Origin of the sequence: Aminobacter ciceronei (genome assembly GCF_014138625.1) — a bacterium.
GTDB lineage: Bacteria > Pseudomonadota > Alphaproteobacteria > Rhizobiales > Rhizobiaceae > Aminobacter > Aminobacter ciceronei.
In genome coordinates, this window is sequence record NZ_JACJHY010000004.1 from 228,862 (window position 1) to 244,456 (window position 15,595).

The 15,595-nt window shown below is 62.8% G+C and carries 14 protein-coding genes; 7 read left to right on the forward strand and 7 right to left on the reverse strand.

All coding sequences use genetic code 11. The features are described from left to right. Positions 1-72: 72 nt before the first annotated feature. The 4 genes from HNQ95_RS06580 to HNQ95_RS06595 all read left to right on the forward strand — a co-directional run bounded on the left by HNQ95_RS06580 (position 73) and on the right by HNQ95_RS06595 (position 1,743). Positions 73-531, forward strand: a complete 459-nt coding sequence (locus HNQ95_RS06580) for a hypothetical protein (RefSeq protein ID WP_182573618.1) — start codon at positions 73-75, stop codon at positions 529-531. Continuing rightward, on the forward strand, positions 528-803 hold the full coding sequence (locus tag HNQ95_RS06585; RefSeq protein ID WP_067963662.1) for a hypothetical protein: 276 nt from the start codon (positions 528-530) through the stop codon (positions 801-803). Before HNQ95_RS06580 ends, HNQ95_RS06585 begins: the two co-directional genes overlap by 4 nt. 176 nt (positions 804-979) lie before the next feature. Next, positions 980-1,162 (forward strand): hypothetical protein, encoded by a 183-nt coding sequence (locus tag HNQ95_RS06590; RefSeq protein ID WP_182573617.1) that lies wholly within the window; start codon positions 980-982, stop codon positions 1,160-1,162. Between the two features lie 11 nt (positions 1,163-1,173). Continuing rightward, positions 1,174-1,743, forward strand: coding sequence for an AAA family ATPase (locus HNQ95_RS06595; protein WP_210289150.1), 570 nt, complete (start codon positions 1,174-1,176; stop codon positions 1,741-1,743). Between the two features lie 631 nt (positions 1,744-2,374). Here the strand turns inward: HNQ95_RS06595 and HNQ95_RS06600 are convergent. From HNQ95_RS06600 to HNQ95_RS06610, 3 genes are all read right to left on the reverse strand, one after another. After that, entirely contained in the window at positions 2,375-2,635 is a 261-nt protein-coding gene (locus HNQ95_RS06600) for a hypothetical protein (protein WP_182573615.1), read from the reverse strand. Between the two features lie 231 nt (positions 2,636-2,866). Beyond that, positions 2,867-4,039: a helix-turn-helix transcriptional regulator gene (locus HNQ95_RS06605; RefSeq protein ID WP_182585771.1), complete on the reverse strand. Its 1,173-nt coding sequence runs from the start codon at positions 4,037-4,039 to the stop codon at positions 2,867-2,869. 228 nt (positions 4,040-4,267) lie between these two features. After that, positions 4,268-4,840, reverse strand: a complete 573-nt coding sequence (locus HNQ95_RS06610; RefSeq protein ID WP_182573613.1) for a TetR/AcrR family transcriptional regulator — start codon at positions 4,838-4,840, stop codon at positions 4,268-4,270. A 216-nt stretch (positions 4,841-5,056) separates the two neighbouring features. Between HNQ95_RS06610 and HNQ95_RS06615 the strand changes: the two genes are divergently transcribed. After that, positions 5,057-8,197, forward strand: a complete 3,141-nt coding sequence (locus HNQ95_RS06615; RefSeq protein WP_182573612.1) for an efflux RND transporter permease subunit — start codon at positions 5,057-5,059, stop codon at positions 8,195-8,197. Between the two features lie 14 nt (positions 8,198-8,211). After that, positions 8,212-9,360: an efflux RND transporter periplasmic adaptor subunit gene (locus tag HNQ95_RS06620; RefSeq protein ID WP_182573611.1), complete on the forward strand. Its 1,149-nt coding sequence runs from the start codon at positions 8,212-8,214 to the stop codon at positions 9,358-9,360. 236 nt (positions 9,361-9,596) lie between these two features. On the opposite strand, the gene HNQ95_RS06625 is transcribed toward HNQ95_RS06620, so the two are convergent. Beyond that, positions 9,597-11,867, reverse strand: coding sequence for a hypothetical protein (locus HNQ95_RS06625; RefSeq protein WP_182573610.1), 2,271 nt, complete (start codon positions 11,865-11,867; stop codon positions 9,597-9,599). Positions 11,868-12,245: 378 nt separating this feature from the next. Between HNQ95_RS06625 and HNQ95_RS06630 the strand changes: the two genes are divergently transcribed. Beyond that, positions 12,246-13,136, forward strand: a complete 891-nt coding sequence (locus HNQ95_RS06630; protein ID WP_182573609.1) for a LysR substrate-binding domain-containing protein — start codon at positions 12,246-12,248, stop codon at positions 13,134-13,136. A 24-nt stretch (positions 13,137-13,160) separates the two neighbouring features. Here HNQ95_RS06630 and HNQ95_RS06635 read toward each other — a convergent pair whose 3' ends face one another. From HNQ95_RS06635 to HNQ95_RS06645, 3 genes are read right to left on the reverse strand one after another with little or no spacing between them, the layout of a single operon-like run. After that, positions 13,161-13,673, reverse strand: a complete 513-nt coding sequence (locus tag HNQ95_RS06635) for a gluconokinase (protein ID WP_182573608.1) — start codon at positions 13,671-13,673, stop codon at positions 13,161-13,163. Positions 13,674-13,686: 13 nt separating this feature from the next. Further along, positions 13,687-14,967: a TRAP transporter large permease gene (locus HNQ95_RS06640; RefSeq protein ID WP_182573607.1), complete on the reverse strand. Its 1,281-nt coding sequence runs from the start codon at positions 14,965-14,967 to the stop codon at positions 13,687-13,689. Further along, positions 14,964-15,557: a TRAP transporter small permease gene (locus HNQ95_RS06645; RefSeq protein ID WP_376769248.1), complete on the reverse strand. Its 594-nt coding sequence runs from the start codon at positions 15,555-15,557 to the stop codon at positions 14,964-14,966. The genes HNQ95_RS06640 and HNQ95_RS06645 overlap by 4 nt, the downstream gene beginning before the upstream one ends. Between the last annotated feature and the right edge of the window lie 38 nt (positions 15,558-15,595).

The following is a 15,595-nucleotide window of genomic DNA, read 5'->3' on the forward strand; positions in this document are numbered from 1 at the left end:
CCTGCATTGCACCGTTGTCCGGCGTCTCGTCACCACCCATTCAATCCAGCACAACGCAAAGGGAGAAGACCCATGCGCGTTACCAGGCCCCTGTTCATGGCGGCGCTGTTCCTCAGCCTCGCCAATCCTGCGATCGCCCAGACCGACCCGCATCACCCCGAGGGGGCCGATACCCCCTCTGCCACGACCGGGACACCGGCAGGCAACATTGCCCAGCTTCCTGCCCCGCCCGCGGCCAACGCGACGGCCCAATGCCCGGACATGATGGGCATGATGAAGGGCGGCGGGGGAGCAGCCATACCGATGATGCAAATGCACATGATGACGATGATGCAGATGCACCTGCAACTCATGCAGCAGATGCAGAGTGGCGGGATGATGCAGCCAGGCGCCGGCGGCTCGCCGCAGATGCAGATGATGGAGATGATGCGGTCCATGCAGATGATGCAGATGGACATGATGCGGATGATGCGGCAGATGCAGATGGACATCCCCGCACCCGAGGCCCCTGCTGAGGGAGACATGCCATGACCGACATCGTCAATAGACGCACGCTGTCGATGCTGGGGCTGGCAATGGCGGCCAGCGCAGCGCTGATCGTGCTGTTCGTCCTGTGCGCGCTCGTGGGAGTGCTGTTTCCCAGCCTGCAGGTGACGCATGCCTGGGTAGGACTGTTCACGCTCGCACCCGTGACGTCGCCCCAGGCTTGGCTCGAAGGCATTTTCTTCAGCCTCGTTTTCGGCATCATTGCAGGCGCGATCGTGGCTGCGGTGCATAACGCCGTCGCGGCACGCGGACTGTGAGACGGGCCGGCCGCAGGGCCGGCGCGGTCTCAATGACCAGCAGCGGCAGTTCCATGCCATCCCCCCAACCGCGACCGTCCAGTCGCGGTTGGAACAGCATCAGACGACTGCAACCACCTCTCCCACAAGGCGGCCGGCATGATTCGACCTTCGGCTGCCGACCCCGAGGTCCGAGCGTGAAAACCGTCACCCTCGAAGTCACCGACCTGCAGAGCATATGTCTCGGCAAGTTTCGCATGGCTGACCATGCCTGCCTCGCGGGACTGGGAAGAGAGGTCTGGACCGGCACGATGCCTGTGCTGCCAATTGATCCCGATCAAGGGCGCGATCGCCGCCGCGTGTCAGGCTGCCGTCCATGACAAACTGGTACGTGATCACCGGCGGACCGAGTTCAGGCAAGACGACGACCATCGAATTGCTCGCCAAGCGTGGCTATCGCACCACGATCGAGCACGCACGGCACTTCATCGACACGCAGCGCGTCACCGGACGGACGGTCGCCGAGATACGGGCCAACCAGCGCGAGTTCCAGAAGGGCGTTCTCAAGATGCAGATCGAGCAGGAAGGAATGCTCGACCCGGACGAGGTCTGCTTCCTCGACCGCGCGCTGCCCGATGCCTTGGCCTACTACCGCTTCCTGTCGCTCGAGCCGGAGCCGGAACTGATCGAAGCGCTGAAAACCGCCTCCTACCGGAAGGTGTTCGTCCTCGACCTGCTGCCGCTCGCCAGGGACTATGCGCGGACCGAAGACACCGGTGCACAACACCGGATCCATGCGTTGCTGATCGACGTGTACCGGTCCCTCGGCTTCCCTCTCGAAACCGTGCCGCCATTGCCTGCCGATGAGAGGGTGGAGTACATCCTGCGGCGGCTCGCTGCAGCACCGGACGCAGGCCGACACACGCTTTCACATGGCAATCCTGCGCGCTTGGGGTCCTGATCGAATCGACCCTGAACCACCTCTGTTCGTTCACGCGACCCGATCGAGCGCTTCCGCCTCACATCGACGACGGCGATCTGTGGATGTCCAGGCTTGTCCGGCTGAAATCATTCACGCCTGCGGCGGCGGCGCAAAAGCGGGCTTCGCGCCCCTCGGACCGTTACATCAGGAACAGACATCTGATGCGAGGTTCCAGGCGGCCGGCCGGCGGCGCCCGGATACCGACTGGCTGCGCCAGAAAATCGTCGACGACCATCTCCGCAACCTTGACGAAGCGCGTCGCCGCACCGCCAGGCCCGGCGCTGCGCCAGTTGGTCCGCGCGCGACCGACGGCTTCCGCCCCCCCCAAAAAATCCGGCCCAAAGAACCGACAGCAGACGGTCTGGGTCGACTGATCCGCTTAACCGGGCGCAGAAACTGTACCGTCGGCAGGCTTCGTGGCAGCTTGGCCGTATGAAGCACGCTTCCACCGGCCGCCCCAACCATCGGCTCGGGGGTCAGCAGGCCAAACGCCCTGCGGTCGATCAGCGCGAGCGCGACACATCGCTCAGCGAAGCTGACGCGTGCCGTCATCAGTCAACTCGACGTGTCAAAACCTCGTTCGCACGCCCCAAAGGGCGCGCCGCGCTGCTTAGAACGTGAACCACAGTGCTGGAGGATAGGACGGGTCTTTGCTGGTGTTATCTGTGATTGCATCGGATGCGGGCCTGACCGATCCGGTGGGCCTTTTGTCGAGAGCCGGCGGGCTTTCCTCTGATATGACCGCTTTCTTTTTGACGATAACCGTTTTCGTATCCGCCTGTGCTGCATGCGACAGTACAAGCAATGCAAGAAGTGCAGGCAATGCAAGAAGTGCAGGCAATGCAAGAAGTGCAGATAGCGCGCGTTTCATGATCAGCCCTCCCTAAGCGAACTGGTAGTTGCGGTTGGTGTCATAGTGTCGGTTGCCTGGCAGCCGCAGGGGCGGCTGCGCTGCTCAACGGCAAGAGAGCCGGACTGAGCGCGACAGGCCTAAGTTAACGCTACGTTAAGGCTGCGTTCTATGCGGAAAGCGAAAGAGCAGGACAGATCGCGCAAACATCGCGACAGCGGCAACCGCCCACGGGCCTGCGTGGCGCCTAAATCACCGGCCGCGTCGTCGATGTCCTGAACCGCGACGCAAGGCGTCGCGCGGGGCCTCACCGAATGCCGCCTTGTAGTCGTGCGCGAAGCGGCTGGGATTGGTGAAGCCGAACCGAAGGGCGAGGTCGGTGACCGTGCCCGCGATGTCGCCGGTCCTGAGCGCGTCGCGCACCGCGACGAGGCGGGCGAGGCGGACCGCTGCCAGCGGCGTCGTCTCGCGGAACCGCCGGAAGCCAAGCTGCAGGCTGCGCACACTGCACCCCGCCGCCGCCGCCACCTCGTGCAGCGCGATGGGCTCTTCGACATGGGCGTGGATATAGGCCTCCGCCCGCCGTATGATTCCCGGGACAGCGGGGCTGCCTGCCCGGGCAAGATGATCCGAATGGTTGTGAGGGAGTGCGCGCAGCAGTGTGTAGAGCATGAGGTCGATGAAAGAACGGCTGGCGAGTTCGCTGCCCGCAAAGGGTGTCGGCGCGCGAAGCTCCTCCACCATCAGCTCCATGAGGCGCCTCAAGCGCTGCGCCGGCACCGAACCCCAGTCGAAGACCGGCTCAAAGGCGATGTCCTTCGTCACGGGCCCACCCAGCAACGCAGCCAATCGCTGGTTCAGGCTCGTCGCAGGGATCCAAACCGAAAGTCGCTCGTGGCTCCCGGTCGCGGACAGCGTCGTTCCGGGCTCGCCGCGGTAGACCAGGCCCACGCTGCGGTCGATTCCAGGCACTGTCCGAGCGCCCGGCGCGCCGCCGAACTTCAAGGCGCCCCTGCTCACGGCGGTGAGGCAGTAGTCGGGTATGCCGGATCCGGTGACGGTCAGCGTCGCGGCGAGCCGATCCGCAACATAGGCGACATCCAGATCGCCGACCCCGCTCGCGCCCCGGACCGAGAAGAATTTCGGGGTCCGGTCGGCCCCGGTCCCTTCTTCAATCTTGTAGCGCAACAGCTTGAAATGAGGCTTGAGGAAGTGCGGCCGGAGCCGCGGCCAATACACGCCGCCTTCCAGATCCTGCAGGTCGCCTATGCGTGCGAGCCTGAATCCTTCCGGCTCCTCGCCATGGGGCAAAGCAGGATTGTTCGGATCGGTCCCAGCCTGCATTGCCCACCGAAATCGGTTCGAGCCCGGATCGGTTGCAGATGACAGGATTCCGATGTCAGCAAACCGAATTGTGACAACCATATTACAGAGACAGCTAAATTGCCATTGATGAGGACAAGCACGCAATCCTCGTCCGCCGCGATGAAGGCGATGAGGGAGGCCCACGGCGCCGTTCCATTGGAACAGGTTGCGATCGAGACGGCGGCCAGCCGGTCTGCTGCTCCGGCTTCATGTACCGAAAAACGCATGCTTATTGATGTCGAGGCGCCTTGATCGGACTGTCTGGATCGGCCCAAAGCTGCCGCCAGCCTACGCCAGAAAATCGTCGACGATCATCTCCGCGACCTTGACGAAGCGCGTCGCAGCGCCGCCAGGCCCGGCGCTGCGCCAGTTGGTCCTGGCGCCTTCGACCAGAAGCGTCAACGCATCGACCATCAGCTCGGCGTCGGCAGCACCGGCAGCACGGCAGAGCTCGACCAGGCGCACGCGGTACAGGTTGCGAAGCTCCTCGACGAACTGCCGCGCCGGATGGTCGATCTCGACCAGCTGGGCTGCGGCATCCAAGAGCTCGCAATTGCAATGTTCGACGGTGACGAATTCGCCGGCGCAGCGGACCCAGTCGCGCAATTGCGCCTTGGCATCACCGGGATTGGCGGCCTTGATGCCCTCCCAGAAGGCGTCGGCCTCGGCGGCCGCCTCCTTGAGGCAGACGAACACCAGGTCGTCCTTGGAGCCGAAATGGCGGTAGAGCGTCATCTTGTTGCTGTCGGCGGCCTCGGCGATGGCATCGACACCAATGCCCTTGATGCCGTGCTTTCGGAACAGGTCGCGCGCAGCGTCGATGATCCGCTCTCTCGGGGGACATTTGACAGCAACTGTCATCAACGTTTCCTCGCTTCCAGTCTTGTCGCTGGAACGCCCTTGACAATGTTACCGATCCGTAACATTTATCCTGTTACTAGATAGTAACATCCATCGTCTGAAGTCAATATCGGGTTGTTCAGGAGCAGCGCACGGTTCCGTGCGCTGCATCGGTTTTTCGTTGCCATCTCCCAGGGCAGCCATCGACCATCACGAGCCGCCTCGGAGAGAACCATCATGGTCAATTTCTTCATCCTGCGGCCGATCTTCGCTTCGGCGATCGCCATCATCATGGTGCTGGCCGGCGCCATCTCCTACTTCCTTCTGCCGGTCTCGCAGTTTCCCGACATCACCCCGCCGCAGATCGTGGTTGCCGCCAACTATCCCGGCGCCAGCGCCCAGGTCGTGGCCGATACGGTGACGACGCCGCTGGAGCAGCAGCTCAACGGCGTGCCGGGCATGCTCTACATGTCGTCGACGAGCTCGAACGACGGCTCGGCGCGCATCACCATCTCGTTCCAGGTCGGTTATGACGTCGACATCGCCGCCATGGACGTGCAGAACCGCGTCTCGCAGGCGGCCCCTTCCCTGCCCGCTTTGGTCAACCAGACCGGCGTCACCGTCATCAAGCAGAACCCGAACTTCAACGTGCTGGTCAATCTCAGCTCGCCGGACAAGTCGGTCGATTTCACCACTTTGTCGAACTACGCCTATCTGCAGATCCTCGACCCGATCAAAAGGCTGCCCGGCGTCGGCGACGTCCAGTTCTTCGGCGAGCGTCGTTATTCGATGCGCGTCTGGCTCGACCCCGACAAGATGGCGAGCCTCGGCGTCACCGCCGTCGATGTCCAGAACGTCATCCAGGAGCAGAACATCCAGGTCGCGGCCGGCAAGATCGGCCAGTCGCCGGCGCCGTCGGGCACGCCCTTCGAGATGCAGGTCAGTGCCGTCGGCCGCCTGAGCGACCCCAAGCAGTTCGGCGAGATCATCCTGCGCGTCGATCCCGAAACCCACGCCGCGATCCATCTGCGCGACGTCGCACGCATCGAACTCGGCGCTTTGTCCTACTCCTCCTCCTTCAGCCTCGACGGCGAGGACAGCGTCGTGCTCGCCGTGCTCCAGGCCCCGGGCTCCAACGCGCTCGACCTGCAGGGCAGCGTCAAGGCCAAGATGGACGAGCTGTCCAAGCGTTTCCCCGCGGGCATGTCCTACAACATGTTCTACGACACCACCCGCTTCGTCTCCGCCGCCATGGACGACGTGATCAAGACGCTTGTCGAAGCGCTGCTGCTCGTCGTCTTCGTCGTCTTCATCTTCCTGCAGAGCTGGCGCGCCACCATCATCCCGATCATCGCGATACCAGTGTCGCTGATCGCCACCCTGACGGTGATGTATCTCTTGGGCTTCTCGCTCAACATGCTGTCGCTGCTCGGCATGGTGCTGGCCATCGGCCTTGTCGTCGACGACGCCATCGTCGTCGTCGAAAACGTCGAACGCCAGCTCGAAGACGGCCATCCGCCGCTCGAGGCGGCAAAGATCGCGATGAAGGAGGTCACCGGCCCGATCATCGCGACCACAGGCGTGCTGCTCGCCGTCTTCGTGCCCGTCGCTTTCATCCCCGGCGTCGCCGGCCAGCTCTACAACCAGTTCGCGCTGACGGTGGCGATCTCGTTCGCCATCTCGGCCTTCAACTCGCTGACGCTGAGCCCGGCGCTGAGTGCGGTTTTCCTGCGCCATCGCGGCGCGCCGAAATTCGTCCTGTTCCGCTGGTTCAATTCAGGCTTCCGCTGGCTGTCCAACGCCTATGCCGGCAGCATCCGCAGCTTCGTTAGATGGCGCTGGGCTTTCATGGGGCTGTTCGCGCTCGCTCTCTACGCCACCTACGCCCTGTCGCAGCGCATCCCCTCCACCTTCCTGCCGGTCGAAGACCAGGGCTATTTCTTCGTCGTCCTGCAATTGCCCGACGGCGCCTCGGTGGAACGCACGGCGGCCGTCGCCAAGAAGTCGGAGGAGGTCCTCCGCGCCCTGCCCGGCGTCGAATCCGTCGGCTCCGTCGTCGGCTTCTCTTTCCTCACCTTCGCCAACCAGTCCAATGCCGGTGTCCAGTTCGCCGTGCTCAAGCCGTGGGACGAGCGCGGCCCCGGCGAAAGTGCCACCGAACTCAAGAACATCGCCCAGGGCAAGCTGATCCAGATTCCGGAAGCGCTGGTTCTGGCCTTCGACCCGCCCTCGATCCAGGGTCTGGGTGCGACGGGCGGCTTCGAGTTCCAGGTCGAGGACCTGACCGGCCGCGGTGCTGTCGCCCTCGACGAGGCGACGCAGGCGCTGCTTGCCGAAGCGCGCAAGCAGCCGGAGCTGAACCCGTTCACTTTGTTCACCACCTTCAGCACCTCGACGCCGCAATATTCCTACGACCTCGACCGCAACAAGGCGAAGCTGCTCGGCCTCAACCTGCCCGACATCTTCTCGACGCTGCAGATCTATCTCGGCTCGCTTTATGTCAACGATTTCAACCTGTTCGGCCGCACCTTCCGCGTCACGCTGCAGGCCGAACAGCAGGCGCGCGCTTCTGCCACCGACATTTCACGGCTCTATGTCCGCAGCAATACGGGCGACATGGTGCCGCTCAGCACGCTGGGCGCGCTGAAGGCGGTGTCGGGACCGGAAACGGTCACCCACTACAACAACTACCCTTCCGCCCTCGTCAATGGCGCGGCCGCCGAAGGCTACAGCTCGAGCCAGGCGGTCGCCGCCATGGAGCGTGTCGCGGCAAGCGCCCTGCCCCGGGACTTCGCCTTCGAATGGACCGGCATCACCTATCAGGAGATCCGCGCCGGCTCGATCGCCAACCTCGTCTTTGGCCTCGCCATCGTCTTCTGCTTCCTGGTCCTGGCCATGCAGTATGAAAGCTGGTCGATGCCTTTCGTCGTGCTGCTCGCCGTGCCGCTCGCCCTGCTCGGCGCGCTGCTGGCGATCTGGCTGCGCGGCCTGCAGATCGACGTCTATTCGCAGATCGGTTTCGTCATGCTGATCGGCCTCGCCGCCAAGAATGCGATCCTGATCGTCGAATTTGCCAAACGCCGGCGCGAGGAAGGTGTCGAGATCGTCGCCGCGGCCGTCGAAGCCGCGCGCCTCAGGCTGCGCCCGATCCTGATGACGGCCTTCGCCTTCATCCTCGGTGTCGTGCCGCTGATGCTGGCGTCGGGCGCCGGCGCGGCAAGCCGGCAGTCGATCGGCACCACCGTCTTCGGCGGCATGCTGATCGCCACCGTGCTGACGCTTGCTTTCGTGCCGATTTTCTACGTCGTGCTCGAAACCTGGCGTGAACGTTTCGCCCGCCGCTCGCAGCATCCCCATGCGGTCGAGCCGGCCGAATAATCAGGAGTATTACGATGCGCATTTTCAAACTCGGTCTGAACGGCAGCCTTCTCGCTCTGGCTGTGGCGGGCGGCTACCTGCTCGCTCAACAGGGCTGGAACGTCGGCAGCACCTCTGCCGGTGCCGCCCCTTCGGCCCCGGCGCCCCAGGCCATGCCGGTGCCGGTGGTCGGCGTCGTCAAGAAGACGATCCCCATCTATCTCGAATATGCCGCGCGCACCGAGGCCATCCGCAATGTGACCTTGCGCGCCAAGGCGTCGGGCTATCTGCAGGAACAGCCGGTATCCGACGGCGCCGACGTCAAGGCGGGCGACCTGCTCTACCGGATCGAGGCCTCGGACTATCAGGCAGCACTCGACCAGGCCAAGGCGCAGATCGAGCGCGACCAGGCATCGCTCGAATACCTCAACTCCAGTCTCAACCGCGGCAACAAGCTCGCCGACAACGGCTATCTCGCCAAGGACGGCTTCGATCAGCGCCGCAGCGCCGTGCGCCAGGCGGAAGCGGCACTCGCCATATCGCGCGCGGCCTTGCGGACCGCCGAGATCAATCTGAAGAACACCGAAATCCGTGCCCCCTTCGACGGTCGCCTCGGACGCAACCAGGCGCCGGAAGGCACGCTGGTCACCAGCTCGGCCGGCACGCCGCTGAACAATCTCGTCCAGCTCGCGCCGATCTACATCACCTTCAACCCCGGCGAAACCGAGCTGGCCGAGATCCAGAAGGCCTTTGCCGACGGCACTGTCGACACTGAGGTCATCATCCCCGGCAGCGACGAGAAGCCGCGTCAGGGCAAGCTGACCTTCATCGACAATGCGGTGGAGCGCAACACCGGCACCATCGTCGCCCGCGCGACGATCGAGAACAGCGACTTCTCCTTGCTGCCCGGCCAATATGTCCGCATCCGCCTGCATATCAGGGAACTGCCCAACGCCCTGATGGTGCCGCAGACGGCCCTCGGCTCGAGCCAGTTCGGCAAATATGTCTATGTCGTCGGCAAGGACAACCTCGTCGAACAGCGCGTCGTCGCCCTCGGCCCCACCGACGGCGAGCTGGTGACGCTGACGTCAGGCATCGTGGAAGGCGACAAGATCATCTCCGGCAATCTGCAGAAGATATTCCCCGGTGCTGCGGTTCAGCCGCTCGATGGCGGCGGCAGCTGATCCTTTTGCCTGACGCGGGCGCTGGAGCTGCTGTTACCGCACTGACGGACGGCTTCGCGCTTGATGGCGGTCGTCGAGCCGCGACGCCATCGATGCACAAGCCTCGAGTTCGACCACCAGCCTGCCCGGATGACGGGAGGCTGGCGTTGGGCTTGAGGCCCAACTGCTTCGCACGTCTAAGCCAAAACTGATCGCAGCTTGATCGCGGCCAGGAGGGCTCTCTCTGAGCCTTCGGTTCAATCTCTCTTTTGAACGATCAGCGCTGACCGATAAGGCTCGTCCCATGCTGCGGTGCTTTTACCAAATACAACGCATACCTTGGCCTCGTCGCGCTCCAGCATGTCCGCCGCAATTTGCTCCATGGACTTTCGGACGTCCAAACCGCCGTCGGGAGAGTAAACGAAGAAGGCAATTGTCGCTTTCCGTTCGAGCGGCGGAATAATCTGCATGATGCAATCATCGCCGGGTATGGTCCGCTTGTTCAGAACAGATTTGCGGAGCCGCTCCAGTCCCGCCGTAACCTTTTTCTGCTCCTCGCCATCGACGGAATTCAGGAGGTGAATGCCTATGGTCGTCCAGCCTGGCGGCTTTCGAAGCGTCAGCCGATCAACGATATCGCGGAAGGTGCGATTCAGGTTGGACTTCGGACGGGGAAGTTCCAACCCAACTTCTCGGCCTTGGTAGTAGCGATCGATTACCTCCGACAGGCCGCTAAGCGCAATGCGTTTCAACTGCTTTTGCGCCTGACCAAGATTGAACCCGTTTGCGAGATACAAACCCAGAAAATCGAGTTCATCCCCGAGAAGCTCGAACGCCTTCTGAAAATGAAATCGCTCTGCGAGGTAGTGCAAGAACTGCAGCTCGTTAACTAATATCTCGGCTATGCAGATTAGATCGGCGATGAGGATGGTAGCGGCAAGCTCATGCCCCTCCGGTATCCATCCCACCTCTTTTAACTCGTCCTCTGACGAGCTCATGATCGAAAAATCATCAAGCGTCACCGACAAGCGAATGATGTTGTCGATCTGTCCCGCATCGAGTCCCAGCGGAGCGATAATCGCTTTGCTCACCGTGTCACCGGCTCGGGCATTAACTACCAGCGACTGAAGCCGTTCCGATTGCACTGACGGATCAACAACAAGATCGACCAGGTGTTTCCTCAGGCGATCGGGAGCACCACGAAGCGCTTGCGAGGAAACTCGGTGCGACTTGGCTTCCACGATGATCAATGTCCGATCGACGACGCCGAAAATATCCGTCTCGTACTGAACGCCGTCGACTGACCACTTCTTGTTCTTCTCGATACGGGCCGTTGGCAGCACCGCTTTCAGCACTTCCTCCGTCTTGTTTTCAAGATAGGCGGCGCGGCGGTCGCTGAGCGCATTGTCCAGTTTGGCGCTCTCTGCCAGTCCCCGCATGATGTTGTTGATATGGCTGAAGACCGCCTGAGGCAGCGGAATGAAGTAGCCGTCCATCAGCTTGATAGCGGGCCGCGTCCAAACCGGATTGGAGAGAAAGAGGTATTCAACATTTGCACCGACCAGAGCGCCTGGCTCCAGGGCGATCGCGTCCAGAACCTTCTCGACGGTGCTTACTGGCTTGTTGGTAAGGGTTGCCAACTCGTTTGGCGTGAACGTCATCAGATCCACGTGGCGGAGATCCGCGTGGGACATCAGGAAACCCTTCACGCCTTGGAGCGATGTGCCGGGGGGTATGGACTTGATAAAATCACCCGGCGAACCCTGTATGTTGGGCATATGCTCGAAATATAGATTCACAATCTGGGGAATGGTTTTGCCCCGCAGAAATTTTCGCATAGTCTCGAAGTGAAGGCGGGCGCGCCTCTCAAATTCAGACACTAGCGCTTCCGCCACATCGATGAAGTCGGTCGCTGAAAAGCCCAGCACCTCATTGAACTTGCCATCAAGCGGGCAATATAGTTCGCGGCAAATTTTGATGACTTCGAGATAGTAGCCCCAATTCCGTACCGCCTGGGTATGAAGTCGGATTTTCTCCTGTAGCGACAAGACCGCTTTCTTTTGAGCGTCGGTCTCGTCCGCCTGTCTGACGATCCGAATTCTCAAAAACGTGTCGGAAATCTCCGGGACCGTGTCGAAGACCGCTTGCATTTTCTCGCCCGTACTAGGCGCTCCGCCCCATTTTTCGCGAGGCACCATCAGAGCCAGCGCCTGCAACAACTCGACATGGTATTGTAGTATGCCCCCGGCCATGGGCTTTTGATGGCCCTGATCGTCGATCGAGCCCTGGCAACCGTAAAAGGCAAACGTACTCAGGAGGTTGGGCGGATAGGTCGATTGGAATAGGTCGGAGATACGACCCAAGAGCTTTGGAAACTCGTCAACCCCTTTCCGGGCGGCATCCATCATCGCCGCCTTGAACTCCGCATGATTGTCGCCGCCAATCTCTATCTGCCTGAAAACGATTTTGTGCGGATCGCTGGATTTGACCGGCTGGCCCCTCTTTTTTCGCTTTCTCGATACCGGCATGATGACTTCGCTTAGGTATTTGTTGCGGGCAGTTTATAGGGCTCCGGGCCTGTTGATAGGGTGTAGCGAACATCACGCAGCAACATGCCCTACTTTCTATGTGCTTCCCATTGGGCCACGCCTTGGCAATCTCACCTTTATCAACAGATGTTGTCGAACTGCTCACGGCACATTCCCCCGCCACTCCAAGGTTCACATCGTCAACCCCCGCTTTCGTACCGGAGGTGGCTGAAAGCCGCCGCACCGCAACCGCCCCCGAGACGGACCATATGGTGCAGCCCTCGCGTCGTCAGACCCGGCCGCGTCGGCGACGCCGGGCATGCATTGACTCGGCCGACGCGCGATAAGACCGTGCGATCCAAGGGTTAGGATGTCTTTGTGTCGCAAGTTCCGATTCGCTCGATCTGGGTGTTCCACCTGGTGGCCCGCAGCCGCAGCATTACGCGTGCGGCAGGCGAACTGGGCGTCACGCCGTCGGCCGTCAGCCAGCAGATCCAGTCTTTGGAAACACAGCTCGGCGTGTCGCTGCTGGCCAAGGTCGGACGCGGCGTCGTCTTGACCGAGGCCGGGGAACGCTTCTTCGAGTCCATCGACGAAAGTGCCGAACTGATCACCGAGGCGACCAACGCCATCCGCGGCTACCGCTCGGTGACGACACTGACGGTGCGGGCGACACCGACGCTGTCCAACAAATGGCTGCTGCCGCGCCTCGGGCAGTTCCTGGCCGCCAACCCGGATCTCGAGGTGCGGCTGGACGGAACCAACGAACCGACCGATTTCAACCGCGAGGCTGTCGATGTCGAGATCCGCCATGGCGACGGCAAATGGCCCGGCCTGTTCGTCGAGGGACTGACCGAGGAGAGCTTCATTCCGGTCTGTTCGCCTGGACTGGCCGGGCCCGGCAGCCTCGAGGCTGGGGATGTCCTGGGATATCGCCTGATCCACTCGGTCAAATCGCAGGCGCAATGGCCGCGCTGGTTTGCGCTTGCCGGCGTCGAGCCCAGGGAACGCTGGCGCCGGGTGCTGTTCGATCGCAGTCACATGGCAATCGACGCTGCCGCCGGCGGCATGGGGATCGCCCTCGAAAGCACGCTGATGATGCAGCGCGAGCTTGCCGCCGGCGCCGTCGTCTGCCCGGTCAAGAGCCCGCCCGAGATCCGCATCGTGACACAATGGATCGTCTGCCCGCGCGACCACCTGCGCCACAAGAAGGTCAGGACGTTTCTCGACTGGCTGCGCACGGAGCGCAGCGCCGGAGCCATAGCCTGAACCTGAAGCTGAGCCGGAGCCTGATCAAGCGAAGGCTGCGGCGGCCGCGTCGACGATGCGATCGGGGCTCCAGGCGATCGGCAGGGCGATGAAGCGTTCGTCGGTTTGCGGGCGCTCGAGCGTCGCCAGCTGGCTCGCCAGAAGCGACGGTCCGGCAAAATGGTCGGCGCGGTCGCCGAGCCGCTGCCGGATCAGCTCGGCCTCGCCGTCCAGAAACACGAAGGCGACATCGCCCAGGCGCTGGCGCAGAAAATCACGATAGCTGCGCTTCAAGGCGGAGCAGGCGACGACGGCCGGCCGGCCGGGCAAATCAAGGGCGGCTGCCGCCACGGCCGCGAGCCAGGGCCAGCGCAAACAGTCGGTCAAACCCTGGCCGCTGCGCATGCGTTCGACATTTTCAGGGCTGTGATAGCTGTCGGCCTCGATCCAGTCGACACCGAGCCGCTCGGCCAGGCGGCGCGCGATCACCGACTTGCCGGTGCCGGAGACACCCATCACGACGATGAAGTCGGGCTTTTCCATCAGCAAGGAGGCCATCAGTGGGGGGCCATCAGTAGAGGCCCATCAGGCGGATCGGCCCGAGCGTCAGCATCGGAAACAGCACCAGCGCCAGGATCGCCAGCACCAGGATCGACATCGGCGCCATCGCGCCCCTGATGACGTCCTCGATCGACATCTTTGCCACTTGCGCTGCAGCGAACAGGCAGACGCCGACCGGCGGCGTCACCAGCCCGAGCGTCAGCGTGATGACGGTGACGACAAGGAAATGCATCGGATCGACGCCCAGCGAAACCGCCGGCGGCAGAAGCACGGGGATGAGGATGAACATCGCCGCGATCGCGTCCATGAACATGCCGACGACGATCAGGAACAGGAACACCAGGATCAGCACCGTTGTCGGGCCGGTGCTGACGGCGCCGAGGAAAGCGGCGACCTGCTGCGGCAGGCCGTCGAAGGTGAACACCCAGGCGGCCAGCTTGGCGGTGGCGGCGATGAACAGGATGGTGCCCGAGGTGCGCGCCGTCTCGACGACGATGCCCGGCAGCTCGCCGATGCCGATGGTCCGGTACAGCACGACGGCAAGAAACAGCGTGTAGAGGGCTGCGATCGCCGCCGCCTCGGTCGGCGTGAAATAGCCGTCGACGATGCCGACCAGAAGGATGACCGGCGTCAGCATCGGCAGGATGGCACCCATGCCGGTGACGATTATCTTGCGCAGGTTGATCGGCGATGGCGGATTGTAGCCGTGCCGCACGGCATAGACATGGTTGAACACCATGAAGGCGAAAGCGATGAACAGGCCCGGGATCAGTCCCGCCACCAGCAGCGTGCCGATCGACACATTGGCGATCGAGCCGGCGATGACGATCAGGATCGACGGCGGAATGATCGACGACAGGGTCGAGGTGCACAGCGTCATGCCGACGGCATAACCTCTGGGATAGCCGTGGCGTTCCATCGCCTTGATCTCGATCGCGCCGATGGAGGCGATGTCGGCGACGGACGAGCCGGATACACCGCCGAAGATGACCGACGAGACGACGTTGACATGGCCCATGCCGCCCGGCATCCAGCCGACGCAGGCTTCGGCGAAGTCGAACAGCTTCTCGGCGACCCGGCCCCGCTCCATCAGCACGCCGACGAAGATGAACAGCGGCACCGCGACGAGCAGAAACGAGTTCATCGCCGAGAACATGCTCTGCGACAAAAGGTCGATCGGGGTCGAGGTGAAGGCGAAGATCACCGCGACGGCTGCCAGGCCGAGCGCCACGGCAAGCGGAACGCCGAGCGCGCTCAACAAAAGGAACAGGACGAGCAGTGCGATGCTCATGGCTTCGGCTCCGTGTCGGGAACGTTGACGTCGACGTCGACTGCCTGCCCCACCTGCAGATCGAGGTCAGGCAGCTCGATCTGCCTGCGGCGTGTGCGAAGCGACTCGAAAATGGCTGCGATCGCCAGGATGGCCGATATCGGCATGATCGAGCCGATCACCCACATCGGCACGATCAGCGTGGCGGCGGTTTCGTTCATCATCCATTGCTGCTGGACCAGTTTCCAGCCGGTCCATGCCATCAGCACGAAGAACAGCACCGACGAGGCGACATAGATCGGAACCGCCAGGCGGCGCAGCCCGCCCCTGAACATGCCGATGAAGACGGTGACGCGGGCCGTTTCCACGGTCCGGAAGCCGGCCCCGATGCCGAGAAAGATCATCCAGACGAACAGGAAGCGCGTGGCTTCCTCGGTCCACGACAACGGCACGCCGAGCAGGCGGCTGGCGACCTGTGCCAGGACGACGACGATCACGCCTGTCATGGCGAGGCCGGCGAGGCCGTCCAGCAGGACGTGAAGCGTCGCATCGCAACGGCTGCGCGGCCAGTCCACCGGCTTGTCCAACGGCTCGTCCATGGGCTTGTCCATATGCTCCTCCCAGAAGCAGCGGCGGGCCCCCTCTTCCC